Origin of the sequence: Luteimonas marina, assembly GCF_007859325.1 — a bacterium.
In the GTDB taxonomy this organism is placed as follows: domain Bacteria; phylum Pseudomonadota; class Gammaproteobacteria; order Xanthomonadales; family Xanthomonadaceae; genus Luteimonas; species Luteimonas marina.
This window is the reverse complement of record NZ_VOHK01000002.1, coordinates 46,386-71,468: the sequence shown is the minus strand read 5'-3', so window position 1 is coordinate 71,468 and position 25,083 is coordinate 46,386. Positions and strand designations below refer to the sequence as shown.

Genomic DNA, 25,083 nt, shown 5'->3' with positions numbered 1-25,083 from the left:
GTCTTCCATCGTTCCAACCCGGGACCCGGGCTGGCTTACGATGGCAGCGAACCCGGCCGAGGCTTCCCCCGCATGATCCGATCCACCGTCGCGCTGCTCGCGCTGTTCCTGTTTCCCGTGGCCGCATCCGCGCAATCGGCCGATCCCGTCGACGCCAGCGCCCGCGCGCTGCAGTCGAAGGTGGTGGAATGGCGTCGCGACCTGCACCAGCACCCCGAACTCGGCAACCACGAAACCCGCACCGCGCAGGTCGTCGCCGACCACCTGCGCGCCCTGGGCATGGCGCCGCGCACCGGCATCGGCGCCACCGGCGTCGCCGCGGTGCTCAAGGGCGGCAAGTCCGGCCCGCGCATCGCGCTGCGCGCCGACATGGACGCGCTGCCGGTCACCGAACAGACCGGCCTGCCCTTCGCCTCCACCGTGAAGAGCGAATACCGCGGCCAACCCGTGGGCGTGATGCACGCCTGCGGCCACGACCTGCACGTGGCGATCCTGATGGGCGTGGCCGAAGCGCTCGCCGGGATGCGCGACACGCTGCCGGGCGAAGTGATGTTCGTGTTCCAGCCGGCCGAGGAGGGCCCGCCGGTGGCGGGCGAGGTGGCCGGCGCGAAGCGCATGCTCGACGAGGGCCTGTTCGACGACTTCAAGCCCGACGCGGTGCTCGGCCTGCACGTCTGGTCGCGGCTGCACGCCGGGCAGCTTGGCGTGCGCAGCGGTCCGTTCATGGCCAGCGCCGACGAGTGGACGCTGAAGATCACCGGCAGGCAGACGCACGGTTCGCAGCCGTGGGCGGGCGTGGACCCGATCACCGTCGCCGCGCAGGTGCTGCTCGGCGCGCAGTCGATCATCGCCCGCCAGGTCGACATCACCGCGCATCCGGTGGTGCTGACCGCCGGCCAGATCCAGTCGGGCACGCGCTTCAACATCATTCCCGACGAGGCGACCATGGTCGGCACGCTGCGTACCTTCGATCCGGACGTGCGCGAGGACGTGATCCGCCGCTTCCGCAACACCGCCGGGCACTTCGCCGCGGCCAGCGGCGCGGACGCGACGCTGGCGGTCGCCGGCAACGCACCGGCCACCAGCAACGACCCCGCGCTCACGCAGCGCCTGCGCCCGTCGCTGGAGAAGGCCGCCGGCGCCGGCAACGTGGTCGAGGTGCCGCGTTACACCATCGCCGAAGACTTCTCGCAGTTCGCGAACGTGGTGCCGGGCTTCTACTTCTTCGTCGGCACCACGCCCAGGGGCGAGGACCTCGCGGATGCGCCGATGAACCACTCGCCGCTGTACGCGCCGGACGAAAGCGCGCTCGACCTCGGCCTGCGCGCGCTGCTGCAGGCGACCCTCGACTTCCTCGCCGGCGCGGAGGCCTCCTTGTAGGAGCGCCTTCAGGCGCGATGCCTTTCGCGCAATCCACGACCGCGCGAAAGGCATCGCGCCTGAAGGCGCTCCTACAGGGGTGCGCGGGGCATCGATTCTCCGGCGCCGGCAGCGGCGGTGCGCGCAGGCGACTATGATCAGCCCTCACGTTCCGGGGAGACCGCCATGATCCGTCCGCTTCCGCTGGCCTGCTGCCTGCTGCTCGCCCTGCCCGCATTCGCGCAGGACGCGCAGCGCACCGAAGTCACCGAGGCCGCGCAGCGGCTGCAGGGCAGGGTGGTGGAATGGCGCCGCGACATCCACCAGCACCCGGAACTGGGCAACCGCGAGACGCGCACCGCCGCGCTCGTCGCCGACCACCTGCGCGCGCTCGGGCTGGAACCGAAGACCGGCATCGCCACCACCGGCGTGACCGCCGTGCTCAAGGGCGGCAGGCCCGGCCCGCGCATCGCCCTGCGCGCCGACATGGACGCGCTGCCGGTGACCGAGCGCGTCGACCTGCCGTTCGCCTCGAAGGCTACTGCCACCTTCCGCGGCGAGACCGTCGGCGTGATGCACGCCTGTGGCCACGATGCGCACGTGGCGATCCTGATGGGCGTGGCCGAGGCGCTGGTGGCGATGCGCGACGAGCTGGCCGGCGAAGTGCTCTTGATCTTCCAGCCCGCCGAGGAGGGCGCGCCGGAAGGCGAGGCGGGCGGGGCCGAGGAAATGCTCGCGCAGGGCGTGTTCAAGGACTTCCGCCCCGACGCCGTGTTCGGGCTGCACGTCGGCTCGAGCCTCAACGTCGGCCAGGTCGCGGTGCGGCCCGGGCCGCTGATGGCGGCGTCCGATACCTTCGAGATCACGGTCAAGGGCCGGCAGACGCATGGTTCGCGGCCCTGGAACGGCGTCGATCCGATCGTCGCCGCGGCCGACCTGGTCTCCACCGCGCAGACCATCGTCAGCCGCCGCACCGACATCACCAGGCTGCCGGCGGTCGTGACCTTCGGCGCGGTCAAGGGCGGTATCCGCCACAACATCATTCCCGATCAGGTCGAGCTGATCGGCACCATCCGCACCTTCGACACCGGCATGCGCGAGGCGATCTTCGCCGACCTGCGCAACGTCGCCGAACACACGGCCGCCGCGCACGGCGCGAAGGTCGACGCGCGCATCCCGCTCGACCACAACTACCCGGTCACCGCCAACGACCCCGCGCTGTTCGCGCGGATGAAACCGAGCCTGGACAAGGCGGTCGGCGCCGGCAACGTGGTCGATCCCGGCCTGATCACCGGCGCCGAGGACTTCTCGTTCTTCGCGCGCGAGGTGCCGGGCCTGTATTTCTTCGTCGGCGCCACGCCCAGGGGCAAGGACCCGGCGACCGCCGCGAGCAACCACTCGCCGGAGTTCTACCTGGACGAAGGCGCGCTGGACGTCGGTTTCCGGGCGATGCTGCAGGTGGTGCTGGATTACCTGGAGCCGTCGCAGGGTTGAGGCGGCATGGGGCCCGCGCGCAGACTCTAGAATGGCGCCATGTCCCGCCCCGAAGACTCCCAGCTCGGCCGCGAAGTCGCCTACCCGCGGCACTACGACCCGGCGCTGCTGTTCCCGATCCCGCGCGCGTCCGGGCGCAGCGAACTCGGCCTCGGCGCCGCACTGCCGTTCACCGGCCACGACCGCTGGCACGCCTACGAGCTCTCGTGGCTGGACGCGCGCGGCAAGCCCGTGGTCGCCACCGCGACCATCACGGTGCCGGCGGACTCGCCGAACCTGGTCGAATCGAAATCGCTCAAGCTCTACCTCAACTCGCTCAACGCCGAACGCTTCGACGAAGCGCAGGCGGTGCGCGCGCGCATCGCCGCCGACCTGTCGCAGGCGGCCGGCGCCGAGGTGGCCGTCGCGTTCGGACTGCCGCCCTTCGCCGGGGACGACGACGTGCCGTGCATCGACGCGCTGGACGTGGAGATCGACGGCTACGGCCCGCCCGACGCCGGCCTGCTCCACGCCGATCCCGGCGACCTCGTCGAGGAAACCCTGCGCAGCGACCTGCTGAAGTCGAACTGCCCGGTCACCGGCCAGCCCGACTGGGCCGGCGTGCGCATCGCCTACCGCGGCCCGCGCATCGACCGCGCCGGCCTGCTGCGCTACATCGTCTCGTTCCGCGACCACGCCGGCTTCCACGAACAGTGCGTCGAACACCTCTTCGTCGACCTGCTCGCGCGCTGCCGACCGCAGGCGCTGTCGGTGGAGGCGCGCTACACCCGCCGCGGTGGCCTTGACATCAATCCCTGGCGCGCCACCCCCGGCCTGCCCGCGCCGGCGGCGCGCCGCGACCTGCGCCAGTGAGCTGAACCGCCGACGCCGCCCGCACGCGGCCGCGATGATTTCTTAACATGCCCCATGTCACTTTCGCTCCCGCACGCACCATTCCCGGGGAGGAGCGCCCCAACATGAGCAACGACAAGAAACCCGATTTCTCCAACGTCCAGAGCGGCGCCAACACCCAGTCCACGGGCGGCGGCGGCGGCGGACTGGCCGGCGGCAAGCCCGACTTCTCCAACGTGGTCAGCGGTGCCGATACCGTGGCCGGCGGCGGCGCGGGCAGCACCGGCGCGCGCACCTACACCATCGAGAAGGGCGACACCCTGTCGGAGATCGCCAAGCGCTTCTACGGCAAGGCCAAGTACTGGAGGCAGATCCATGAGGCCAACAGCGCCGAGATCGAGAACCCGGACCGGATCTTCCCCGGCCAGGTGATCACGCTGCCGGCGATCGACACCGACGGCGACGGCACGCCCGACGACCCGGCCGCGGCCTGATCCGCGCCGACGCATTCCAACACCATCTCCATTGAGGAAACTCGCATGAATCGCACTCGTTTGTCGCAGGCTCTGCTGGTCGCCGTCATCGGCAGCGTGGCCCTGATCGGCTGCAAGAAGAAGGAAGAACCGGCGCCCGTACCGCCGCCGGCCGCGGTCGAACCGGCACCGCTGCCGCCGCCGGCCGCCGCCCCGGCGACCGTGAGCTCGGTGACGCTGGGCAACGCCATCGACGCCAACAACACCATCGCCACGCCGCTGACCGCGTTCGCCGCCGGCGACACCATCCACGCCTCGGTCGCGACCGACGGCGCGAGCCCCGGCAGCCTGACCGCGAAGTGGACCCACGTCGACAGCAGCCAGACGGTGGCCGAGGAGACCAAGGACGTCCCCGCGGGCCCAGCGGTCACCGACTTCCACATCGCCAAGCCCGACGGCTGGCCGACCGGCAAGTACAAGGTCGAGGTGTCGCTGGACGGCAGCGTGGTCAATACCAGCGAGTTCGAGGTGAAGTAAATCCCCGCAAGCGGGAAAGGAACGAGGGCGCGGCTTTGGCCGCGCCCTTTTTTTCTGGTTCTTCTCCCAACCGGAGGAACCTCCCGGAGGAAAAACCCTGTCATTTCGACCGCAGGGAGAAATCTACCTGTTCCCCGCGGCGAAGACGGGATTTCTCCCTGCGGTCGAAATGACAGGGCCTCTTCCGAAATGACAGGACCTCTTCCCGGTGGCGCCACACCGGCATTCCCGGCGGCCCGCGACGCACCGCGCTTTGCCCGCACCCGCGCAAACCGCGACAATGGGCGTTCCCCGTTTGCCGATGCCCCCGCACCGCGCCGGCATCGCGCCCCCCTTCCGCCCACAGGTCCCCGCATGTCCGACACGCCGAAGATCCTCTACACCCTCACCGACGAAGCCCCGTTCCTCGCCACCGCCTCGCTGCTGCCGATCGTGCAGGCGTTCGCCGGCGCCGCCGGCATCGCGGTGGAGACGCGCGACATCTCGCTGTCGGGCCGGATCCTGGCGCAGTTCCCCGAGTTGCTGTCGGACGCGCAGAAGGTCGGCGACGACCTCGCCGAACTGGGCGAGCTGGCGAAGACCCCGGACGCCAACATCATCAAGCTGCCCAACATCAGCGCCTCGGTGCCCCAGCTCAAGGCCGCGGTGAAGGAGCTGCAGGCCCAGGGCTACCCGCTGCCCGACTATCCGGACGAGCCGAAGGACGCGGACGAACAGGACATCCGCGCGCGCTACGGCAAGGCCATGGGCAGCGCGGTCAACCCGGTGCTGCGCGAAGGCAACTCCGACCGCCGCGCGCCGAAGCCGGTGAAGGACTACGCGCGCAAGCATCCGCACCGCATGGGCAAGTGGAGCGCGGATTCGAAGTCGCACGTCGCGCACATGGACGAGGGCGATTTCTACGGCAGCGAACTGTCGGCGACGATGCCGGCGGCGGACACGCTGAAGATCAGCTTCCACGGCGCCGACGGCAGCAGCCAGGTGCTCAGGGAATCGCTGAAAGTGCAGGCCGGCGAGATCGTCGACGCCGCGCGCCTGTCGCGCAGGGCGCTGGCCACGTTCGTGGCGCGGGAGATCGAAGACGCCAAGGCGCGCGGCGTGCTGTTCTCGCTGCACCTCAAGGCGACGATGATGAAGGTCTCCGACCCGATCATGTTCGGCGTGGTGGTGGGCGCGTTCTACGGGCCGGTACTGGACAAGCACGCCGATGCGCTGGCGCAGGCCGGCTTCAACCCGAACAACGGCATCGGCGACCTGTACGCGCGCATCCAGTCGCTGCCGCAGGCGACGCAGGACGCGATCGTCGCCGACATCGCCGCGCTGTACGAACGGCGCCCTGCGCTGGCGATGGTGAACTCCGACAAGGGCATCACCAACCTGCACGTGCCGTCGGACGTGATCGTCGATGCGTCGATGCCGGCGATGATCCGCGACTCGGGCGGCATGTGGAACGCCGACGGCAAGCTGCAGGACGCCAAGGCGGTGATCCCCGACCGCTGCTATGCGACGATCTACCAGGCGGTGATCGAGGACTGCAGGGCGCACGGCGCCTTCGACCCGGCGACCATGGGCAGCGTGCCCAACGTCGGCCTGATGGCGCAGAAGGCCGAGGAGTACGGCAGCCACGACAAGACCTTCCAGGCGCCGGGCGACGGCGCCATCCGCGTCACCAACGGCGCCGGCGAGACGGTGTTCGAGCATGCGGTCGAGGCCGGCGACATCTGGCGCGCCTGCCAGACCAAGGACGCGCCGATCCGCGACTGGGTGAACCTCGCGGTCGATCGCGCGGCGATCAGCCAGACGCCGGCGGTGTTCTGGCTCGACAGGAACCGCGCGCACGACGCGCAGGTGATCGCCAAGGTCGAGCAGTACCTCAAGGAGCACACGCTCGACGCGCTCGACATCCGCATCCTGCCGCCGGTGGAGGCGATGAAGCTCTCGCTCGAACGCATCCGCAAGGGCCAGGACACCATCTCGGTCACCGGCAACGTGCTGCGCGACTACCTCACCGACCTGTTCCCGATCATGGAGCTGGGCACCAGCGCCAAGATGCTGTCGATCGTGCCGCTGATGGCCGGCGGCGGCCTGTTCGAGACCGGCGCCGGCGGCTCGGCGCCCAAGCACGTGCAGCAGTTCGTCGCGGAGAACTACCTGCGCTGGGATTCGCTGGGCGAGTTCCTCGCGCTGGCCGCGTCGCTGGAGCACATCAGCCACCGCTGGCTGAACTCCGCCGCGCCGGTGCTGGCGAAGGCGCTGGACGAGGCCAACGGCCGGATCCTCGACGAGAACCGCTCGCCCGCGCGCAAGGTCGGCGAACTCGACAACCGCGGCAGCCATTTCTACCTCGCCCTGTACTGGGCGCAGGCGCTGGCGGCGCAGGACGAACATGCCGGCCTGAAGGCGACATTCGAGCCGCTCGCGCGGACGCTGGCCGGGAACGAGGCGAAGATCCTTGCCGAGCTCAACGGCGTGCAGGGCAAGCCGGTCGACATCGGCGGCTACTACCGCCCGGACCTGGACCGGACCTCGGCCGCGATGCGCCCGAGCGCGACCTTCAACGCGGCGCTCGCGGCGCTGTAGGTTCCGCACCGGTCCCGTCCGCCGCAGCGCGCCCGGCACGCGACAACCCGCGTGCTAGGCTCGCGCCACCCCCGTTCCACAGGAGTCCGCGATCATGGTCCGCAACCCGACACTCCGCGCCGGCCTGCTGGCACTGGCCCTTGCGACCGCCCTGCCGGCTGCCCTGGCGGCCGAATCCGCCGTCGAGGAAGCCCGGCCGGCGCCGGACGCCGCGCTGCAGGCGGCCATCGCCGGCGACTGGCGCAGCGAGGCCAACCGCGCGCGCGACCCGTACCGCCATCCGGCGCAGACGCTGGCCTTCTTCGGCCTGCAGCCGGGCCAGACCGTGGTCGAGATCACTCCCGGCGGCGGCTGGTACGCCGAGATCCTCGCGCCCTACCTGCGCGGCAACGGCAGCTATGTCGCCGCCATCGTCGATCCGGCCGCGGTGGCGGAAGGCCGCGGACGCGACTATCAGCAGCGCAGCAAGGACAATCTCGAAAAGCGGTTCGCCGACGCACCGGCGCAGTTCGACGCCGCCACCGTCGTCGGCTACGACCCCGCCGCACCGAAGTTCGGCGACGCCGGCTCCGCCGACCTCGTGCTGACCTTCCGCAACGTGCACAACTGGCGCGGCAGCGGCCAGGCTGAAGGCATGTTCAAGGGCTTCTTCGACGTGCTCAGGCCGGGCGGCGTGCTCGGCGTGGTCGAGCACCGCGCCGCGACCGACGTGCCGGCGGACGACAAGTCGGGCTACGTCGGCCAGGCGCAGGTGATCGCGCTGGCCGAAGCCGCCGGCTTCAGGCTGGACGCGAAAAGCGAGGTCAACGCCAACCCGAAGGACGGCAAGGACCACCCCAACGGCGTGTGGACCCTGCCGCCGGGCAACAACCACGACGCGGAAGACGCGGAGAAGTACCGCGCGATCGGCGAGAGCGACCGGATGACGTTGAGGTTCGTGAAACCGCGCAGCGAGTAACCCGCAGCGACAGGGAAGCCTGCGCCGCCGCCGCGGCCGACGAATCGCGACGCCACGGTGCAACCGCTTTGCGCCCAATGGGCGGGGCATCGGGAATCGAAGCAGCGGCGGCGGCGTCCGCGGGCTGCGCAACGCCCTTTGCCATTCGCTTCGCGATTCCCCATTCCCATGCTCCTCGCCTTCAACAAGCCCTACGGCGTCCTGTGCCAGTTCACCGACCGCGGCACGCCGCCGCGGCGCACGCTGGCGGAGTTCGGGCTGCCGGCCGGGGTCTATCCCGCCGGCCGCCTGGACCACGACAGCGAAGGCCTGCTGCTGCTGACCGACGAGGGCGCGCTCGCGCACCGGATCACCGATCCGCGGCACAAGTGGCCCAAGACCTACCGGGTGCAGGTCGAGGGCGCGCCGTCGCCGGAACAGCTCGAAGCGCTGCGCCGCGGCGTCGACCTCAACGACGGGCCGACCCTGCCGGCCGAGGTGCAGGCGATCGATCCGCCACTGCTGTGGCCGCGCGTGCCGCCGGTGCGCTTCCGCAAGACCGTGCCCGACGCCTGGCTGCAGCTCACCCTCCGCGAAGGGCGCAACCGGCAGGTGCGGCGGATGACCGCGGCGGTCGGCCTGCCGACGCTGCGGTTGGTGCGGGTCGCGATCGGCCCGCATGCGCTTGGCGCGCTTGCGTCCGGTGACTGGCGCAAGCTCGAGGATGTCCGGCACGTCACCCGATAGAGCGGCTGAAGCCGCTCCTGCCGTCCCGGCGCCCGTCCGTCGCGGGTTAATCAAGCTGAATTCCCGACCGCACGACCGGTCTGGTAACGTTTCACGGTCGCGGTTGCCGGTCCCGGCAATCCATTCGTTGCACGGGGAACGCAGGGAGCAGATGCCGATCGCGAAGACCATCGCCGGCCGCGTGCTGGTCGTCGACGACCAGCCGTCGAACCTGCGCATCATCAGCGCCCTGCTCTCGCGGCAGGGCTACTCGGTGCAGACCGCCGAAAGCGGCGAGGAGGCGCTGCGCCTGCTGGAACGGCAGCTGCCCGACCTGCTGCTGCTGGACATGATGATGCCGGGCATGGACGGCTTCGACCTGCTCGGGGAAGTGCGCGAGAACCCGGCGTGGTCGGCGCTGCCGGTGGTGTTCCTGACCGCCGCCCACGACCGCGACCTGCTGCTGCGCGCGTTCGACGCCGGCGCGGTCGACTACGTCACCAAGCCGTTCATGCCCGAGGAGCTGCTGGCGCGCGTGCAGGCGCACATCGGCCTGAAGCTGACCCGCGACCGGCTCGAGCGCGTGGCGCGCGAACGCCAGGAGCTGGTGAACCTGGTCGCGCACGACCTCAAGAACCCGCTGACCAGCATCTTCTTCGCCAGCGACCTGCTGATCACCGGGCAGACACGCGAGGACCGCGTCCCGCGCTACCTGGAGATGGTGCGCGAGAGTGCGGTGGACGCGCTCGGCTACATCCGCCGCTACCTGGAGACACAGGCCTCGGCGCGCGCGCAGGTCGGCAGCGAACCCTCGAGCGCCTGCCTGTCGGAGCTGGTGCACTGGCTGGAGCGGCGCTACGCGCTGCAGCTGGAGGATCGCGGCGCCAGCCTGCGCATCACCGCGGTGGCGCAGGTGCCGGCGGTCGCGATCGATCCGCTGGTGCTGCGGCAGGTGTGCGAGAACCTGATCAGCAACGCGATCAAGTACGCGCCGGGCAGCGACATCGACCTGTCGGTGCACGCCGGCGCGCCGGGCTTCCAGCAGCTGCGGGTGGAGGATCGCGGCCCGGGCATCCCGGCGGGCCAGCAGGCGTCGCTGTTCACGCCGTTCTTCCGCGTCCGCACCGGGGACCAGGCCACCGATGCGGTGTCCAGCGGCCTGGGGCTGTCGCTGGCGCGGCAGATCGTCGACGCCATCGGCGGCGAACTGCGCTACGAGGACCGCGAGGGCGGGGGCGCGCGCTTCGTGCTGGAGCTGCCCGAAGCGCCGCGCTGACGCGGGCGCCCCGGCGCCTGCCCGGCTACTCGTCGGCGGTGGGGCGCGTGCGCGGGGCGCGACGCGTGGACGTCTTGGCCGCCTTGCGCGGCGCGCGGCGCGGCTCGATGCGCTTGGCCTTGCCTTCGATCACGCCGCCTTCTTCCAGCTGCTTCCTGCGATGGCGGTGCACCGCGTACCAGGCCACGCCCGCGCCCACGGCGGCGGCGACGGCCACCGCCGGATTGCGGCGGATGAGGCCGCCGATGGCCTTGCTGCCGGTCTTGGCCACGCCCAGCGCGGCGCCGGTCTGCAGCCACTTGCCGGCGGTGTCGGGCAGCGCCGTGCGGAGGTTGTCGCCAACCTGGCCGACCAGGTCCATGACCTTGCCGGAAATCGAATCGAGTCTGCTCATGGGGGGTCCTGGGGGAATCGGGTTCCGATTGCGATCGTAGTCTGGGACAGCCGGCGTCGCCACGATGTGAGCGCTGGCGGGGCGTTGAAGTTCCGTTCGGGAACCGCGGGAGTCGAGCCCCCGCCACCCTCTCCGACGTCATCCCGGCGAAAGCCGGGATCCATTTTGATCCTGATGGCCATCTCGCATGGGAAGGCCAACGGCACAATGGATCCCGGCTTTCGCCGGGATGACGTCCTCGTGGTCCCCGTGGTCCTCGTGGTCCTGTGGTCCTGTGGTCCTTACGTTCCCCGCGGCTTCGCGCGGTGGGTTGCGGCGGCGTTCCAGGGATCGTCCGGCCAGGGATGCTTCGGATACCGCCCCTTCATCTCCTTCCGCACCTCCGGGTACGTGCGCTCCCAGAACCCGCGCAGGTCCTGCGTGACCTGCAGCGGCCGGCCGGCCGGCGAGAGCAGGTGCAGGGTCAGCGGCACGCGGCCGTCGGCGATGCGCGGGGTTTCGGCGAGGCCGAACAGTTCCTGCAGCTTGACCGCGAGCACCGGCGGCTCCGGCGAACCGTCGTGCGCAAGCGCGTAGTCGATGCGGCGCTCCATGCCCGAGGGCACGACGATGCGGGTCGGCGCGAGCTGGTCGACGCGCTGGCGCAGCGACCAGTCGAGCCGCGCGCGCAGGCCCTCGCCGAACGCGTCCGCCGACAGCGCGTCCAGGCGCGTCGCGCCGTCGAACAGCGGCCGCAGCCAGTGCTCGCGCGCGGCCAGCAGGGCGTCGTCGGACAGGTCGGGCAACGCCAGCTCCGGCATCCATGCGCGCAGCGCCTGCACCCGCGCGCGCCACTGCCGCAAGCCGTCGCTCCAGGGCAGCGCGTCGAGGCCGAGCTCGGCGACGGCGTCGGTCAGCGCCTGCGCCGCCAGTGCCGGATCGACGCGACCGGCCGGACGCGCGTCGAGCACGATGCCGTCGAAGCGGCGCACGCGCTCGGCGACCAGCGCGCGGCGCGCGGCGTCCCAGCGCACCTCGTCGCGCTCGACGAAATGCGCGGCGAAGCCGGCGCGCAGGCGCGCCTCGTCCAGCGGCGCGGCGCGCAGCACCAGCGAGTCCCTGGCCTCGAAACGCAGTTCGCTGGCGACGATCCATGGCTCGCCGCGCAGCGCGCTGTCGTCGGCGATCCGCGCCATGCGGCCGTTGCCGAGCTGGTAGCGCTGCGGGTCGCGGTCGTGGCGGCGGCCGATGCGGTCGGGAAAAGCGTGCGCGAGCAGGTCGCCGAGCGCATGCGCCGGCGGCTCGGCGCGCGGCGCGGCGCCCGCGCCGATGCGGCGGCGCCACTGCTTCGCCGCGACGTCGATCGCCGCCAGCGTGCCGCGGTGCGCGTCGCCATCGCCGCGGCCTGCGCGGAACGCTGCCAGCGCCTGCCAGCGCGGGCGCCAGCCGTCGCTGCGCGCGCGCAGCGGATCGCGCGCCTCGACCAGCGCGGCCAGGTCGCAGGCCAGCGCGCGTTCGCCGTCGCCGTCCGCGGCCAGCAGCATCGCCGCCAGCCGCGGATGGGTGCCGAGCGCGAGCATGCGGCGGCCGGGCGGCGTGATCGTGCCGCGCGCGTCGAGTGCGTCGAGCCGCTGCAGCAGCTCGCGCGCGGCGGCCAGCGCGCCGGGCGGCGGCGCATCGACGAAGCGCAGGTCGCTGTTGCCCCAGGCCGCGAGTTCGAGCGCCAGCCCGGCGAGTTCGACCTGCGCGATCTCCGGCCTGCGCTGCGGCTCCAGCCGCTGCGACGCCGGCCACAGCCGGTATGCGACGCCTTCGGCGACACGGCCCGCGCGCCCGGCGCGCTGGTCGGCCGAGGCCTGCGCGATCGCCACCACTTCGAGCCGCGAAAAACCGCTGTTCGGGTCGTAGCGCGGCTCGCGCGCGAGGCCGCTGTCGATGACCACGCGCACGCCGGGCAGGGTGACGCTGGACTCGGCGACGTTGGTGGCGAGCACGACGCGGCGGCGGCCGGCGGCGGACGGCTGCAGCACGCGCGATTGCTGTTCGACGGGCAGGTCACCGTGCAGCTGCAGGACTTCGATGTCCGGCCCGCACCCCGACAGCGCCGCCTCGGCACGCGCGATCTCCCGCCGTCCCGGCAGGAACACCAGCACGTCGCCGGGATGCTGCGCCAGCGCCTGCTCCACCGCGCGCCGTAGCTGCGACTCCAGCGCTTCGTCGCGGCGCGCGGGGAAGTGCTCGACGCGCACCGGGAAGCTCCGGCCTTCGCTCGACAGCCGAGGCGCATCGAGAAACGCCGCCAGCCGTTCCCCATCCAGCGTCGCCGACATCGCGACGATCCGCAGTTCCCCGCGCAGCGAGCCCTGCACGTCCAGCGCCAGCGCCAGGCCGAGGTCGCCGGCGAGATGGCGCTCGTGGAATTCGTCGAACAACAGCGCGCCGACGCCCTCCAGCGTCGGATCGTCCTGGATCATCCGGGTGAGGATGCCCTCGGTCACCACTTCGATCCGCGTGCGCGACGACACCCGGTGCTCGAAGCGGATGCGGTAGCCGACGGTGCCGCCTACGTCCTCGCCCAGCTGCCTGGCCATGAACATCGCCGCGCTGCGCGCCGCCACCCGGCGCGGCTCCAGCATCACGATCTTCCGACCCGCCAGCCACGGCGCATCGAGCAGCGCCAGCGGCACCTGCGTGGTCTTGCCCGCGCCGGGCGGCGCCTCCAGCACCAGGCGCGGGTGCGCGTCGAGGCTGCGCAGCACCTCCGGCAGCAATGGCGTGATCGGAAACCCCATCCCGCCATTGTAGGAGCGCCCCCGGGCGCGACGCGTTTCCCGTGCCGGAAGCATCGCGCCCGGGGGCGCTCCTACAATAGGCGCATGAATCTGATCGACATCGGCGCCAACCTCACCCACGACAGCTTCGACCGCGACCGCGACGCGGTGCTGCAGCGCGCGCGCGACGCCGGCGTCGCGCGGATGATCGTCACCGGCGCCAGCCGCGAGCATTCGCCGAAGGCGCTGGCGCTCGCGCAGGCGCACCCCGGCCTGCTGTCCGCGACCGCCGGCGTGCACCCGCACCACGCGATCGAGTACACCGACGAGTGCGACGCGGACATGCGCGCGCTGCACGCGCATCCGGAAGTCGTGGCCGTGGGCGAGACGGGCCTCGACTACTTCCGCGATTTCTCGCCGCGCCCGGCGCAGCGGCGGGCGTTCGAGCGCCAGCTGCAGATCGGCGTCGACACCGGCAAGCCGCTGTTCCTGCACCAGCGCGACGCGCACGCCGACTTCCTGGCCATCATGAAGGACTTCGACGGCCGCCTCGGCCCGGCGGTCGTGCACTGCTTCACCGGCACCCGCGAGGAGCTGTTCGACTACCTCGACCGCGACTGGCACATCGGCATCACCGGCTGGCTCTGCGACGAGCGCCGCGGTGCGCACCTGCGCGAGATCGTGAAGAACATCCCGGCGAACCGGCTGATGGTCGAGACCGACGCGCCCTACCTGCTGCCGCGCACGCTGCGGCCGATGCCGAAGGACCGGCGCAACGAGCCGGCCTTCCTGCCGCACATCGTCGAGGAACTGGCGCGCGACCGCGGCGAGGACGTCGCGGTGACCGCGGCGAATGCCTCGGCCACCGCGCGCGCGTTCTTCCGGCTGCCTGACTCACGCCCAGCATTTGGCGCCAACGCTTTCATGTCCGTCGTCCCCGCGAAGGCGGGGATCCAGCGACTTCGAGCCGTTGAAAGCAAAGACACTGGATCCCCGCCTTCGCGGGGATGACGAGTTGAGCGCGAGTTGTTCAGACCCTATGGTTGCGGCGGCTGCAGCGCGCCCTCGTCCAGTGGCGCGCCCACGACGAAGGTCGTGGTCCTGAGTTCGTAGCCGATGGCGTCCGGCGGCGGGCTCGCCTCCAGCACGATGTGATCCAGGTGCATGCCCGTCCCGGGATTGAACTCGTCGTCGGCGCTGCTGGCGAAGCCCCAGCGGGTGCCGCCCGACCACATGCAGACCGTGGCACCGCTCGGCGCCTGCCACCGGTTGCAGGGCTGCCCGGCCACCGTCGCCGCGGCCGTGCCCGCCGGTCCGCTCCCGCCGGGCGGATCGCGCACGGCCATGACGATGTCCGGATTGCCATCGCTTTCCATGCGCTCACCCGTCTCCAGGTCGAGCGTGATCGCCCGCTGCGCGTCCACGTAGCCGTGCAGACCGGTGAGCCCCAGCGTGAACGTGCACAGTTCGGCCGGGGTCGAGGGCGCTTCCGGCTGGGCCACGTGCCAGACTTCCATCCGATAGGCGTAGCGGTCGCGATCGCGCCACATCCGCCAGCGCTGCGTCGCGATCAGGTGCTCGTCCGACGCCGGGATCGGCTGGACCGGGAAGCCCGCCTCGCGGCAGCGTTGCACCCGGTCGCGGTAGCCCTCGAGCTGCGCGTTGCGGCCTTCTTCCAGCATCTGCACGACCTGGTCGAGGTACAGCGTCGGTGCATCGGCGGCGGCCGAAGGCGCGGCATTCCCGGTTCCGTCCGCGGCAGGGCCGCCGCACCCGCCCGCCAGCAGCGCGAGCGTTGCCGCGGCCAGGCCGGCGGCGGCCGCCGGCATCCTCGGCGGCCTCACCGCCTGACCAGCTCGACGCGGCGGTTCTTCGCCCGGCCTTCGTCGGTGTCGTTGTCGGCCACCGGCTGCGACTGGCCGTGGCCCTTCGCCTCCAGGCGCGAGGCGTCGATGCCCTGCGCGGTCAGCGCGGCGACCACGCTCTTCGCGCGCGCTTCGGACAGGCGCTGGTTGTGCGCGGCCTCGCCGGTGTTGTCGGTGTGGCCATCGATCGACAGCCGCAGCGCCGGGTCCTCGCGCAGCAGCGCCAGCACCTGATCGATCTGCGGCTGCGAGTCGGGGAGGATGTCGGCCTTGTCGACGGCAAAGTTGACCTGGATGGCGACGCGGCCGTCGGCGTCGAGCTGCTGCTTCAGCGCCGAGGCGGGCAGCAGCGCCGCGGTCTGCACGAAGCCTTCCCGCTCCATCACCACCCAGCCGCCGCCGTTGTACTCCAGCCGCGCATGCACCCAGACCTGGCGGCGGTCGGGACGGTCGACGCGATAGACCAGCGAGTCGTAGTCGTGCCAGCTGAAGCTGGTGCCGTCGCTGTAGGGGCTCTTCAGGTCGAAGCCGTAGCGCTCCGAGGCCTCCTTCGGGATGCGGCCCTCGAACACCTTCGTGCCGCCGGCCTCGGCCATCATCGCCTCCAGATTGCGCCGGACCTCGTGCAGCGAATGCGTCCCGCGTTCGCTCGCCCTGACCGTGGCGATATGGGCGCGGCCCTCGACCTCCTCGAAGTCGCTGCCGGTCCAGAACGGATACATGTCGAAGTCGCGCTTCTTCGGCCGGTCGCCGCTGTAGCCGGCTGGCGGCGACAGGAACGGCGGCGCGTCGCTCCAGCGCGCGGTCGCCGCGAACGGACGCTCTTCGACCACCACCAGTCCGGCGCTGCGGCTGTCGGTGGACAGCTGTACCCAGATGTTGCGGTCGGCCTGGCGGATCACGTGGACCGTGGTCGGCACGTCGCCGCTCATGTTCACGCCGTCGATGAAGCCCTGGCCGATCTCCTCTTCCAGCTGCGGGCCGTAGTAGAGGTCGCGGTTGAGCGTGCCTTCGAACACCTTCTTCGCGCCGGCCTGCTCCAGCACCGCCTCGAGGTTGCGGCGCAGCTCGCGCGCCGAATACTCCTTGTCGCGGCGCTGGTCGCGCGCGATGCCGACCAGGCTGTTCCAGCTCGCGCCCTCGACCCAATGCAGGCCGTCGCCGAGCCGGAACGGGAAGCGCGCGAAGGCGCGCTGCGACGGACGATTGACCGGTGCGTAGCCCTCGGGCAGCGAGAAGAACGGCAGGTCGCCGAGGGCGGCGGTGCTCGCCGGCACGCTGTTGATGTCGAACGGCAGCAGCGCGATCGGGTTGCCGGCCCTGTCCTGCAGCCCGTCGGCCGCTGCCGCGGCGGTCGTTCCGGCAGCCTGCGCCGCGGGCGCGGTGGCGGCGTCCTGTTCAGGCGCCGCGGCCTCCTGCGGGGCCTGCGCGGCATCGACAGCGGCGTCGGCCTGCTCAGGCGCCGGATTGCCGCCGCCGCAGGCGGCCAGTGCCAGCGACAGCGCGCCGGTGACGAGAATCTTCCGCTTCCGCATGCATCCTGCTCCGTTCGGGTGGAACGGGCGAGGTTAACCCATCACTGTTTCGTAGCACTGCAGGTGCACCCACGCCGCCTGCAGCCGCGGCGCGTCGATGCCCGCCGCGCGCGCGCGATGCCACATGTCGCCGACGATGTGCGCGGCCTCGACGCGGCCGCCGGATTCGAGGTCGCGCAGCATCGACGCCTTCACGTCGGAGCCGGCGCGGGTGAGGCCGGCGCGGGCGATGTCGCGCGCACCGGCGGGGATCGGCCGGCCTTCGGCGGCGGCCACCGCCAGGCATTCGTCGTGCAATGCCGCCATGAAGTCCACGCCGCCCTCGGCCGCCACGATGGCGCCGACGCTGGCGCGCATCAGGCAGGTGCCGGCGGCGAGCGTGGCGAGGAAACTGAACTTGTTCCACTGCTCCTGCGCGATGTCGTCGCTGGCGACATGGTCGATGCCGGCGCGCGCGCACAGCGCCGCGAACGCTTCGACGCGCGCACTGGTGCCGCCATCGCGTTCGCCGAAGGTCATCGAGGCCGGGCGACCGAGGTGTTCGATCGCGCCGTCGTCGGCAAGCGTCGCGCTGATGAAGCACAGGCCGCCGAGCACGTTGCCGCGGCCAAAGCGCGCGTCGAGCGCGGCATAGTGCAGCAGGCCATTGAGGATCGGCATCAGCGTGATGCCCGCGCCCATCGCCGGCGCCACCGCGTCGATCGCGGCGTCGAGGTCGTAGGCCTTGCACGAGAGCACGACGAGGTCGTAGGGCGCGCGCGCCACCGCGTCCGCCAGCGTGTCGGCGGTCACCGTGCGCACCGCGATGTCGGCATCCCCCAGCGGGCTGCGGATGCGCAGGCCGTCGCGCGCCAGCGCCTGCGCGCGCGCCGGGCGTACCAGGAAGGTCACGTCCGCGCCCGACTGCGCCAGCCGCCCGCCGAAATAGCCGCCGGTGCCGCCGGCGCCGAGCACCAGCACGCGCATCAGCTGCGCAGCCCCACGCCCTTCTTCAGCAGCCACAGCGCCAGCGCGCCCAGCGCCAGCACGAAGGCCAGCATCAGCACGTACGCCAGCCACAGCGGCACGTCGCTCTGGCCGAGCAGGCCGTAGCGGAAGGCGTTGACCATGTAGAAGATCGGGTTGGCGTGGGTGGCCGCTTCGGCCCAGCCGGGCAGCAGCTTGACCGAATAGAACACGCCGCCGAGGTAGGTCAGCGGAGTGAGGATGAAGATCGGCACGATGGCGACGTCGTCGAACTTCTTGGCGAACACCGCGTTGACGAAGCCGGCCAGCGAGAAGATCGTCGCGCCCAGCAGCACCGTCGACAGGGTTACCAGCGGATGCGGGATGCGCACGGTGGTGAACAGCATGGCGATGCAGAGCACGATCACGCCGACCATCAGCCCGCGCAGCACGGCGCCGGCGACGTAGCCGCCGAGGATCACCCACGGCGGCATCGGGCTGACCAGCAGCTCCTCGACGTGGCGGCCGAACTTGGCGCCGAAGAACGACGAGGAGATGTTGCCGTAGCTGTTCTGGATCACGCTCATCATCACCAGGCCGGGGACGATGAAGTCCATGTAGCCGATGCCGTCCATGGTCCCGATCCGGCTGCCGATCAGGCCGCCGAAGATCAGGAAGTACAGGGTCATGGTGATCGCCGGCGGCACCAGGGTCTGGCTCCAGATGCGCAGGATGCGCATCACCTCGCGGCGGGCGATGGTGCCCAGCGCGACCAGGTTGCGGCGCAGCGTCGTGGTTTCGCCAGAGGCGGCGGCAGTCGTGCCCGCGGCGCTCATGCCACCGGCTCCGGCTCCGGCTGCGCGGTGCCATCGGCGGCACCGACGCCGGCGGTGGTCAGGCGCACGAACAGCTCCTCGAGGCGGTTGGACTTGGTGCGCATCGAACGCACGCGGATGCCGGCCTCGCCCAGCGCCGCGAACACGCGGTTGAGGTCCATCGCGCGCGGCATGTCGAGGTCGAGGGTGTGGTCGTCGATCGCCGACAGCGCCGCGCCCTCGATCGCCGGCAGAGCCGCCGGCAGCGCGCCCTCGACGTCGAGCAGGAAGCCTTCGACGTCGAGCTTGGCCAGCAGCGCCTTCATCGGCCCCTGCTCGACGATCACGCCGCGGTCGATGATCGCCAGGTTGCGGCACAGGTTCTCGGCTTCCTCTAGGTAGTGCGTGGTCAGGATGATGGTGGTGCCGGCGGCGTTGATCTCGCGCAGCGTGCTCCACATGCCGCGGCGGATCTCGATGTCGACGCCGGCGGTGGGCTCGTCGAGGATCAGCAGCCGCGGCCGGGTCATCATCGCCCGCGCGATCATCAGCCGGCGCTTCATGCCGCCCGACAGGGTGCGGCTCATCACCTTCGCCTTGTCCCAGAGGAAGGCGCTCCTGAGTTCCTCTTCGGCGCGCACCAGTGCCTGCGCGCGCGGCACGCCGTAGAAGCCGGCGTAGTTGACCAGGATGTCGAGCGGCTTCTCGAACAGGTTGAAGTTGATTTCCTGCGGCACCAGGCCGATCTGGCGCATCGCTTCGTCGCGGCGCGTGGCCAGGTCGATGCCGGACACCGAAACCTCGCCGGCGCTCTTGTTGACCAGCGAGGAGACGATGCCGATCAGGGTGCTCTTGCCGGCGCCGTTGGGACCGAGCAGGGCGTAGAAATCGCCCGGCTGCACGTCGAGCGACACGCCCTTGAGGGCCTGCACGCCGTTGTCGTAGGTCTTGCGGAGGTCGCGGATCCGCAGCGCTGGGGCGCCGGGAGCTGGTTTGGGAAGCACGGTCATCGCTTGTTGCCTTGGCCGCGCATCGCGGCAAGCCGCTAGTATAGGCGGCCCATTGGCCCGCTCCCGGGCCGGACCATTCCATTTCCGTCTTGGCCATCCTCCAGTTTCCGCTCAAGCTCACCGGCAGGCGCATGCTCGCGCCGTCGGTGGCGCACCTGACCTTCACCCGCGACGACGGGCAGCCGCTGGACTTCATCCCCGGCCAGTTCATCCAGGTGCACTTCCACTACGCCGACGGCACCGCGACCAAGCGCTCGTATTCGCTGGCGACGATCCACGACCACGCGCTCGGTCCGGGCGATGCGGTCGAGATCGCGGTGAGCTACGTCCCCGGCGGCGCGGCGACGGCGCTGTTCGAGGGGCTCGACCAGGGCGGCACGGTGCAGGCCAGCGGCCCGTTCGGCCGCTTCTGCCTGATGCCGAACGACGCCAACCGCCGCTACCTGCTGATCGGCACCGGCACCGGGGTCACGCCCTACCGCGCGATGCTGCCGTTGCTGGAGCAGGCGATCGCGCAGCGCGGCATCGAGGTGGTGCTGCTGTTCGGCGCGCGCACGCCGGAAGAACTGCTGTACGGCGACGAGTTCCGCGCCTTCGCCGATGCGCACCCGAACTTCCGCTTCGTGCCGTGCTTCTCGCGCGAGCTGCCTGCGCCGGGCTCGGCGCAGGCGCACGCCGACGTGCGCCACGGCTACGTGCAGCAGTTCCTGGCCGAGTTCGCGCCCGATGCGGCGACCGACATCGCCTACCTGTGCGGTAATCCGAACATGGTCGACGCCTGCTTTGAGGCGCTGAAGGCGGCGGGGCTGGCGGTGCCGCAGATCCGGCGCGAGAAATACGTCAGCAGCAAATAGCCCCCTTCATGCCGTTGTTGTAAAGGACGCTTGACACAGCGACCCGCCGGGCACATGCTTGTGTCAAGCTTCCTTGACACCCCCGTCATGACGTTCCCACCCGCCAACGCGATCCCTCCATCCCGCCCGGGCCCGCCGCCATGCGCCTGACCGCATACCGGGCGCTGGCCGCGACCGCGGTCGTGCTGGGCGCCGCCGCCCTGCTGCTGTGCCTGGTGCCCGGCATGTCGAGGGACCTTGCCATCGTCCTCTTCATCGGCGCCCTGCTGCTGGCCGCGATGGCGGTGGCGCACCGCGGCGCGGACGCGGACTGCGACACGGCGCCGCCCGGCGTCACCCGTCGCTACCTGCGTGAACTCGCGGCGTCGATGGGCGCCTACGTGCTGGTGCTGTCGGCGTCGATCTGGCTGCTCAGGCGCGTGGACCTGCCCCTGCTGCGCGTCGCGGTCGCGATCGCGCCGCTGCTGCCGATCGGCTTCGCGGTGCGCGGCATGGTCCGCTACATGCGCGGCCTGGACGAGATGCAGCAGCGCATCGAACTCGAATCGGTCGGGGTGGCCGCCGTGTTCGTGTCGATGCTGTACATGACCGGCGGCCTGCTGCAGTCCGCGCGGCTGGTGCATGTGCCCGGCGACGTCGCCATGATCTGGGTCTTCCCGCTGGTCTGCGCCACCTACGGCATCGCCAAGGCCTTCGTGGCGCGGCGCTACCGTTGAGGCCCGGGCGATGAGGAGCCGCGTCCGCGAACTGCGTGAGCTGCGCGGCTGGTCACAAGCCCAGCTCGGCGAGCGTCTGGAGGTGTCGAGGCAAACGATCAATGCCATCGAAACCGGCAAGTACGATCCCAGCCTGCCGCTCGCGTTCCGGATCGCCGCGGTGTTCGACGCCACCCTCGAATCGATTTTCTTCCCGGAGAGCCCTGCATGAAGTCCACGCTGTTCCCCGTCTCCCTGCTCGCCGCCGCGCTGCTGCTCGCGGCCTGCGACGGCGGCTCGCGCCAGCAGGCCGGCCCGCGCGCCGACGCGCAGGGCAAGCTGCACTACGGCCAGATCGCGTTCGAACCCTGCGCGCTGGCCGCGCCCGGCGGCAGCTCGGTCGAGGCGCAGTGCGCGACGCTGGCCGTGCCCGAGGACCACGACGCCCCCGACGGCCGCAAGATCGACCTCGCGATCGCGCTGGTCCCGGCCAGGGGCATGGCCGAGGCCGACCCGATCTACATGATCGCCGGCGGTCCCGGCCAGTCGGCGATCGAAAGCTTCCCGGCGCTGGCAAACGCGTTCTCCGACGTGCGGCGCAATCGCCACGTGATCCTGGTCGACGCGCGCGGCACCGGCGGTTCGAACCCGCTGCAGTGCCCCGGCTTCAGCGACGAGGCCACCCTCGCGGACCCGGCGAACGAAACACCGGAAGCGGTGGTGCGCCTCACCGAAGCCTGCCGCGACGAACTGCAAAAGACCAGCGACCTGCGCTTCTACACCACCGGCGACCACATCCGCGACCTTGACCTGGTGCGGCAGCAGATCGGCGTCGAGCGCATCAACCTCGTCGGCGTGTCCTACGGCACGCGCGTGGCGCAGCAGTACGCCGCCGCCTACCCGCGGCACACGCGCAGCCTGGTGCTCGACTCGGTGGCGCCGAACACCCTGGTGCTCGGGCAGGACCACGCGCGCAACCTCGAGGACGCGCTCGACGCGCAGTTCCAGCGCTGCCGCGCCAGCGAGGCCTGCCTGACGAACCTGGGCGATCCGCGCCAGCAGCTGACCCTGGTGCGCGAACGGCTGCAGGCCGGCGGCATCGCGCCGGTGCGCTACCGCGACCCGGTGTCGGGCGAGTGGCGCGAGGAGGTGCCACGCTACGGCCACCTGATGGGCCTGCTGCGGATGTACGCCTACCAGCCCTCGATGGCCGCCACCCTGCCGCTGCTGCTGCACGAAGCCTCGCAGCAGCGCTACGAGAGCCTGCTCGCGCAGTCGCGGATGCTTTCGTCGCAGATGGGCGACATGATCGCGATGGGCATGAGCCTGTCGGTGAGCTGCAGCGAGGATGTGGCCGAGTTCCGCAGCGATGCCGCCGATGCCGACACCGTGCTCGGCAACCAGCTGGTCGATCTCATGCAGCAGCAGTGCGCGGTCTGGCCGAAGGGCAGGCGCGCCGAGGGCTTCCGCGCGCCACTGTCGGGCGAGGTGCCGGTGCTTGCGGTCAGCGGCGAGCTCGACCCGGTCACGCCGCCGCGCTACGGCGACGACGTGGTCGCGACCCTGCCCAACGGCCGCCACCTGGTGCTGCCCGGCCAGGGCCACAGCGTCCTCGGCACCGGCTGTATGCCCAAGCTGTTCGCGCAGTTCATCGAATCGGCGGACGCGAAGGCGCTCGACGCCAGCTGCCTCGACCGGCTGTCGGCGCAGCCGCCGTTTGCGGGCGCCTACGGCTGGGAGCCGTAGGCGCGGTGATTCGTCATTCGTGATTCGTGATGGGTAACGGCAGCAGCCGAATCATCCGAATCCGCTTCTTCGAATCACCCATCACCCATCCACGAATCACGGACTTCCCATGATCCTCCTCGACAACCTCCACAAATCCTTCAAGGCCAAGACCGGCCCCGTGCATGCGGTGAAAGGCGTCGGCTTCGAGGCGCGCGACGGACAGATCACCGGCCTGCTCGGCCCCAACGGCGCCGGCAAGACCACTACGCTGCGCATGCTGTACACGCTGATGACGCCCGACCAGGGCCGCATCGAGGTCGACGGCATCGACGTGGCGAAGGACCCGACCACGGTGCGCCAGCGCCTGGGCGTGCTGCCCGACGCGCGCGGCGTCTACAAGCGCCTGACCGCGCGCGAGAACATCGCCTACTTCGGCCGCCTGCACGGGCTCGACGAGGCATTGATCCGCGAGCGCACCGCACAGATGGCGAAGACGCTGGTGATGGAGGACTTCCTCGACCGCCGCACCGAGGGCTTCTCGCAGGGCCAGCGCACCAAGACCGCGATCGCACGCGCGCTGGTGCACGACCCGCGCAACGTGATCCTCGACGAACCGACCAACGGCCTGGACGTGATGACCACCCGCGGCCTGCGCGGCTTCCTGCGCAAGCTGCGCGACGAGGGCCGCTGCGTGATCTTCTCCAGCCACATCATGCAGGAGGTCGCCGCGCTGTGCGACCGCATCGTGGTGATCGCGCACGGCGAGGTGCGCGCGATCGGCACCCCCGACGAGCTGCGCGAACTCACCGGGCTGGCCGACCTGGAGGACGTGTTCGTGCGCCTGGCCGACCTCGAAGGAGAAGCCGCATGATGTCCGCCATCTGGACCGTCGCGAAGAAGGAGCTGCTGGACCTGTTCCGCGACCGCAAGACCATGATGCTCGGCCTGTTCCTCGGGCCGATCGTGATGCCGGCGCTGATCCTGGGCATGGGCGCGATGGCCGAGAAGAAGATGCGCACCCAGCTCGAATCGACGCTGGAGCTGCCGGTGGTCGGCGCCGAGCACGCGCCGAACCTGGTCGCCTTCCTCAAGGGCCGCAACATCGAGGCCAAACCCGCGCCGCAGGACCCGGACCGCGAGGTCCGCGACCAGACCTGGGACGTGGTGCTCAGGATCGACCCCGAGTTCGGCGAGCAGTGGCGCGCCAGCCGCAGCGCCAAGGTCGAGCTGATCTACGACAGCTCGCGCCAGGACTCGCAGATCCCGGTGAACCGGCTGCGCGGCGTGCTGCTCGAGTACAGCCGCACGGTCGGCGCGCTGCGCGGGATCAACCGCGGCGTCAGTCCCGAGGCCGGCTTCGCGGTGCAGGTCGGCCAGCGCGACGTCGCCACGCCGGAAGCGCGGCGCGGCATGCTGCTCGCGTTCCTGCCCTACCTGCTGATCCTGTTCAGCTTCCTCGGCGGCGCGGCGCTGGTGATCGACGTCACCGCAGGCGAGCGCGAGCGCCAGTCGCTGGAGCCGCTGCTGGCCACGCCGGCGGCGCGCGCGGCGATCATGAGCGGCAAGATCCTCGCCGCCTGCCTGTTCGGCATGCTCTCGCTGCTGCTGATCGTGCTCGCGTTCAAGTTCAGCTTCCAGTTCGCGCCGGGGCCGCTGCAGCTGGTCGACGTGACCCTGCCGGTGATGGCGCAGCTGCTGTTCGTGCTGCTGCCGATGGTGCTGATCGGCACCACCCTGCTGACCCTGATCGCGGCCAGCGTGAAGTCGGTGAAGGAGGCGCAGAGCTACATGAGCGTGCTGATGTTCCTGCCGATCGTGCCGACGATCATGCTGATGGTGAACCCGATCAAGAATCAGTTGTGGCAGTTCGCGGTGCCGTTCCTGGCGCAGAACCAGATGATCCTCAAGCTGGTGCGCAGCGAGGCGATCAGCGCGCAGGAGTGGGGCGTGTACCTCGCCGCCGGCTTCGGCCTCGGGCTGGTGCTGTGGCTGCTGGCCGCGCGGCTGTACCACAAGGAGCGGCTGGCGATTTCGGCGTAGGCGATGGGTCGCTTGCAGCGAGGAGCGCAGGGGACGAGACGTTCCCCAGGCGGGATCCTGCAAGGCACGAGCCATCCATGGGCAGAGGTTGACGGTCTCCAGGCGACACCTTTTCCGCCGTCATCCCCGCGAAAGCGGGGATCCATTTTGATTTGACGAAAGACACTGGATCCCCGCTTTCGCGGGGATGACGGTTTCATTGCCATCGCGCTCCCGAACCAATCAAAAAGCCCGGCTTT

22 protein-coding genes and 1 pseudogene are annotated in these 25,083 nt (G+C 70.9%); 16 read left to right on the top strand and 7 right to left on the bottom strand.

Annotated elements, in window-relative coordinates:
* Positions 1-72 precede the first annotated feature (72 nt).
* From FQY83_RS04490 to FQY83_RS04450, 9 genes are all read left to right on the top strand, one after another.
* Positions 73-1,380, top strand: coding sequence for an amidohydrolase (locus FQY83_RS04490; RefSeq protein ID WP_146385499.1), 1,308 nt, complete (start codon positions 73-75; stop codon positions 1,378-1,380).
* 168 nt (positions 1,381-1,548) lie between these two features.
* Positions 1,549-2,853 carry an amidohydrolase gene (locus FQY83_RS04485; RefSeq protein WP_425478604.1) on the top strand — a complete coding sequence of 435 codons (1,305 nt, stop codon included), beginning with the start codon at positions 1,549-1,551 and terminating at the stop codon, positions 2,851-2,853.
* Positions 2,854-2,892: 39 nt separating this feature from the next.
* Positions 2,893-3,705 (top strand): NADPH-dependent 7-cyano-7-deazaguanine reductase QueF, encoded by an 813-nt coding sequence (queF, locus tag FQY83_RS04480; RefSeq protein ID WP_146385495.1) that lies wholly within the window; start codon positions 2,893-2,895, stop codon positions 3,703-3,705.
* 104 nt (positions 3,706-3,809) lie between these two features.
* A complete protein-coding gene (locus tag FQY83_RS04475) occupies positions 3,810-4,178 on the top strand; it encodes a LysM peptidoglycan-binding domain-containing protein (protein WP_146385492.1) in 369 nt (122 codons plus the stop codon).
* Between the two features lie 45 nt (positions 4,179-4,223).
* Complete coding sequence (locus tag FQY83_RS04470) at positions 4,224-4,694, top strand: hypothetical protein (RefSeq protein ID WP_146385490.1); 471 nt, start codon at positions 4,224-4,226, stop codon at positions 4,692-4,694.
* Positions 4,695-5,048: 354 nt separating this feature from the next.
* Positions 5,049-7,274: an NADP-dependent isocitrate dehydrogenase gene (locus tag FQY83_RS04465; RefSeq protein ID WP_146385488.1), complete on the top strand. Its 2,226-nt coding sequence runs from the start codon at positions 5,049-5,051 to the stop codon at positions 7,272-7,274.
* Between the two features lie 94 nt (positions 7,275-7,368).
* Positions 7,369-8,232 (top strand): class I SAM-dependent methyltransferase, encoded by an 864-nt coding sequence (locus FQY83_RS04460; RefSeq protein ID WP_146385486.1) that lies wholly within the window; start codon positions 7,369-7,371, stop codon positions 8,230-8,232.
* A 168-nt stretch (positions 8,233-8,400) separates the two neighbouring features.
* Complete coding sequence (locus FQY83_RS04455) at positions 8,401-8,958, top strand: pseudouridine synthase (RefSeq protein WP_146385484.1); 558 nt, start codon at positions 8,401-8,403, stop codon at positions 8,956-8,958.
* A 151-nt stretch (positions 8,959-9,109) separates the two neighbouring features.
* On the top strand, positions 9,110-10,213 hold the full coding sequence (locus tag FQY83_RS04450) for a hybrid sensor histidine kinase/response regulator (protein ID WP_158636431.1): 1,104 nt from the start codon (positions 9,110-9,112) through the stop codon (positions 10,211-10,213).
* Positions 10,214-10,238: 25 nt separating this feature from the next.
* Here the strand turns inward: FQY83_RS04450 and FQY83_RS04445 are convergent, their stop codons facing one another.
* Together FQY83_RS04445 and hrpB are read right to left on the bottom strand one after the other, a co-directional pair.
* The gene (locus FQY83_RS04445) at positions 10,239-10,607 is read right to left on the bottom strand and encodes a hypothetical protein (protein ID WP_146385480.1); all 369 of its coding nucleotides are present in this window, start codon (positions 10,605-10,607) and stop codon (positions 10,239-10,241) included.
* A 281-nt stretch (positions 10,608-10,888) separates the two neighbouring features.
* Positions 10,889-13,378 (bottom strand): ATP-dependent helicase HrpB, encoded by a 2,490-nt coding sequence (hrpB, locus tag FQY83_RS04440; protein ID WP_146385478.1) that lies wholly within the window; start codon positions 13,376-13,378, stop codon positions 10,889-10,891.
* An 84-nt stretch (positions 13,379-13,462) separates the two neighbouring features.
* On the opposite strand from hrpB, the pseudogene FQY83_RS04435 reads away from it, so the two are divergent.
* Positions 13,463-14,254: pseudogene (locus tag FQY83_RS04435) on the top strand (TatD family hydrolase); the annotation flags it as partial.
* Positions 14,255-14,394: 140 nt separating this feature from the next.
* Here FQY83_RS04435 and FQY83_RS04430 read toward each other — a convergent pair.
* The 5 genes from FQY83_RS04430 to FQY83_RS04410 are packed head-to-tail and all read right to left on the bottom strand — an operon-like array spanning position 14,395 to position 19,527.
* Positions 14,395-15,186, bottom strand: a complete 792-nt coding sequence (locus FQY83_RS04430) for a hypothetical protein (RefSeq protein ID WP_146385474.1) — start codon at positions 15,184-15,186, stop codon at positions 14,395-14,397.
* Positions 15,187-15,197: 11 nt separating this feature from the next.
* Complete coding sequence (locus FQY83_RS04425; RefSeq protein WP_146385472.1) at positions 15,198-16,757, bottom strand: OmpA family protein; 1,560 nt, start codon at positions 16,755-16,757, stop codon at positions 15,198-15,200.
* Positions 16,758-16,790: 33 nt separating this feature from the next.
* Positions 16,791-17,723 (bottom strand): 2-dehydropantoate 2-reductase, encoded by a 933-nt coding sequence (panE, locus tag FQY83_RS04420; protein WP_146386310.1) that lies wholly within the window; start codon positions 17,721-17,723, stop codon positions 16,791-16,793.
* Complete coding sequence (locus FQY83_RS04415; protein WP_146385470.1) at positions 17,723-18,538, bottom strand: ABC transporter permease; 816 nt, start codon at positions 18,536-18,538, stop codon at positions 17,723-17,725. Before FQY83_RS04415 ends, panE begins: the two co-directional genes overlap by 1 nt.
* Positions 18,535-19,527, bottom strand: coding sequence for an ABC transporter ATP-binding protein (locus tag FQY83_RS04410; protein WP_146385468.1), 993 nt, complete (start codon positions 19,525-19,527; stop codon positions 18,535-18,537). The genes FQY83_RS04415 and FQY83_RS04410 overlap by 4 nt, the downstream gene beginning before the upstream one ends.
* Before the next feature lie 131 nt (positions 19,528-19,658).
* Between FQY83_RS04410 and FQY83_RS04405 the strand changes: the two genes are divergently transcribed.
* The 6 genes from FQY83_RS04405 to FQY83_RS04380 all read left to right on the top strand — a co-directional run bounded on the left by FQY83_RS04405 (position 19,659) and on the right by FQY83_RS04380 (position 24,844).
* Entirely contained in the window at positions 19,659-20,381 is a 723-nt protein-coding gene (locus tag FQY83_RS04405) for a ferredoxin--NADP reductase (protein ID WP_238333426.1), read from the top strand.
* Positions 20,382-20,521: 140 nt separating this feature from the next.
* Positions 20,522-21,097 carry a hypothetical protein gene (locus FQY83_RS04400; protein ID WP_146385463.1) on the top strand — a complete coding sequence of 192 codons (576 nt, stop codon included), beginning with the start codon at positions 20,522-20,524 and terminating at the stop codon, positions 21,095-21,097.
* A 10-nt stretch (positions 21,098-21,107) separates the two neighbouring features.
* The gene (locus tag FQY83_RS04395; protein ID WP_146385461.1) at positions 21,108-21,308 is read left to right on the top strand and encodes a helix-turn-helix transcriptional regulator; all 201 of its coding nucleotides are present in this window, start codon (positions 21,108-21,110) and stop codon (positions 21,306-21,308) included.
* Positions 21,305-22,822 (top strand): alpha/beta fold hydrolase, encoded by a 1,518-nt coding sequence (locus FQY83_RS04390; protein WP_146385459.1) that lies wholly within the window; start codon positions 21,305-21,307, stop codon positions 22,820-22,822. Before FQY83_RS04395 ends, FQY83_RS04390 begins: the two co-directional genes overlap by 4 nt.
* Positions 22,823-22,931: 109 nt before the next feature.
* Complete coding sequence (locus FQY83_RS04385) at positions 22,932-23,675, top strand: ABC transporter ATP-binding protein (protein ID WP_146385457.1); 744 nt, start codon at positions 22,932-22,934, stop codon at positions 23,673-23,675.
* Positions 23,672-24,844, top strand: coding sequence for an ABC transporter permease (locus FQY83_RS04380; protein WP_146385455.1), 1,173 nt, complete (start codon positions 23,672-23,674; stop codon positions 24,842-24,844). Before FQY83_RS04385 ends, FQY83_RS04380 begins: the two co-directional genes overlap by 4 nt.
* The last annotated feature ends 239 nt before the right edge of the window (positions 24,845-25,083 follow it).

What these genes read in the sequence shown, in the direction of transcription:
- FQY83_RS04490 (WP_146385499.1), top strand. Translation starts at nt 73, where the DNA reads ATGATCCGATCCACCGTCGCGCTGCTCGCGCTGTTCCTGTTTCCCGTG.
- queF (WP_146385495.1), top strand. Translation starts at nt 2,893, where the DNA reads ATGTCCCGCCCCGAAGACTCCCAGCTCGGCCGCGAAGTCGCCTACCCG.
- FQY83_RS04475 (WP_146385492.1), top strand. Translation starts at nt 3,810, where the DNA reads ATGAGCAACGACAAGAAACCCGATTTCTCCAACGTCCAGAGCGGCGCC.
- FQY83_RS04470 (WP_146385490.1), top strand. Translation starts at nt 4,224, where the DNA reads ATGAATCGCACTCGTTTGTCGCAGGCTCTGCTGGTCGCCGTCATCGGC.
- FQY83_RS04465 (WP_146385488.1), top strand. Translation starts at nt 5,049, where the DNA reads ATGTCCGACACGCCGAAGATCCTCTACACCCTCACCGACGAAGCCCCG.
- FQY83_RS04460 (WP_146385486.1), top strand. Translation starts at nt 7,369, where the DNA reads ATGGTCCGCAACCCGACACTCCGCGCCGGCCTGCTGGCACTGGCCCTT.
- FQY83_RS04455 (WP_146385484.1), top strand. Translation starts at nt 8,401, where the DNA reads ATGCTCCTCGCCTTCAACAAGCCCTACGGCGTCCTGTGCCAGTTCACC.
- FQY83_RS04450 (WP_158636431.1), top strand. Translation starts at nt 9,110, where the DNA reads ATGCCGATCGCGAAGACCATCGCCGGCCGCGTGCTGGTCGTCGACGAC.
- FQY83_RS04445 (WP_146385480.1), bottom strand. Translation starts at nt 10,607, where the DNA reads ATGAGCAGACTCGATTCGATTTCCGGCAAGGTCATGGACCTGGTCGGC.
- hrpB (WP_146385478.1), bottom strand. Translation starts at nt 13,378, where the DNA reads ATGGGGTTTCCGATCACGCCATTGCTGCCGGAGGTGCTGCGCAGCCTC.
- FQY83_RS04430 (WP_146385474.1), bottom strand. Translation starts at nt 15,186, where the DNA reads ATGCCGGCGGCCGCCGCCGGCCTGGCCGCGGCAACGCTCGCGCTGCTG.
- FQY83_RS04425 (WP_146385472.1), bottom strand. Translation starts at nt 16,757, where the DNA reads ATGCGGAAGCGGAAGATTCTCGTCACCGGCGCGCTGTCGCTGGCACTG.
- panE (WP_146386310.1), bottom strand. Translation starts at nt 17,723, where the DNA reads ATGCGCGTGCTGGTGCTCGGCGCCGGCGGCACCGGCGGCTATTTCGGC.
- FQY83_RS04415 (WP_146385470.1), bottom strand. Translation starts at nt 18,538, where the DNA reads ATGAGCGCCGCGGGCACGACTGCCGCCGCCTCTGGCGAAACCACGACG.
- FQY83_RS04410 (WP_146385468.1), bottom strand. Translation starts at nt 19,527, where the DNA reads ATGACCGTGCTTCCCAAACCAGCTCCCGGCGCCCCAGCGCTGCGGATC.
- FQY83_RS04405 (WP_238333426.1), top strand. Translation starts at nt 19,659, where the DNA reads ATGCTCGCGCCGTCGGTGGCGCACCTGACCTTCACCCGCGACGACGGG.
- FQY83_RS04400 (WP_146385463.1), top strand. Translation starts at nt 20,522, where the DNA reads ATGCGCCTGACCGCATACCGGGCGCTGGCCGCGACCGCGGTCGTGCTG.
- FQY83_RS04395 (WP_146385461.1), top strand. Translation starts at nt 21,108, where the DNA reads ATGAGGAGCCGCGTCCGCGAACTGCGTGAGCTGCGCGGCTGGTCACAA.
- FQY83_RS04390 (WP_146385459.1), top strand. Translation starts at nt 21,305, where the DNA reads ATGAAGTCCACGCTGTTCCCCGTCTCCCTGCTCGCCGCCGCGCTGCTG.
- FQY83_RS04385 (WP_146385457.1), top strand. Translation starts at nt 22,932, where the DNA reads ATGATCCTCCTCGACAACCTCCACAAATCCTTCAAGGCCAAGACCGGC.
- FQY83_RS04380 (WP_146385455.1), top strand. Translation starts at nt 23,672, where the DNA reads ATGATGTCCGCCATCTGGACCGTCGCGAAGAAGGAGCTGCTGGACCTG.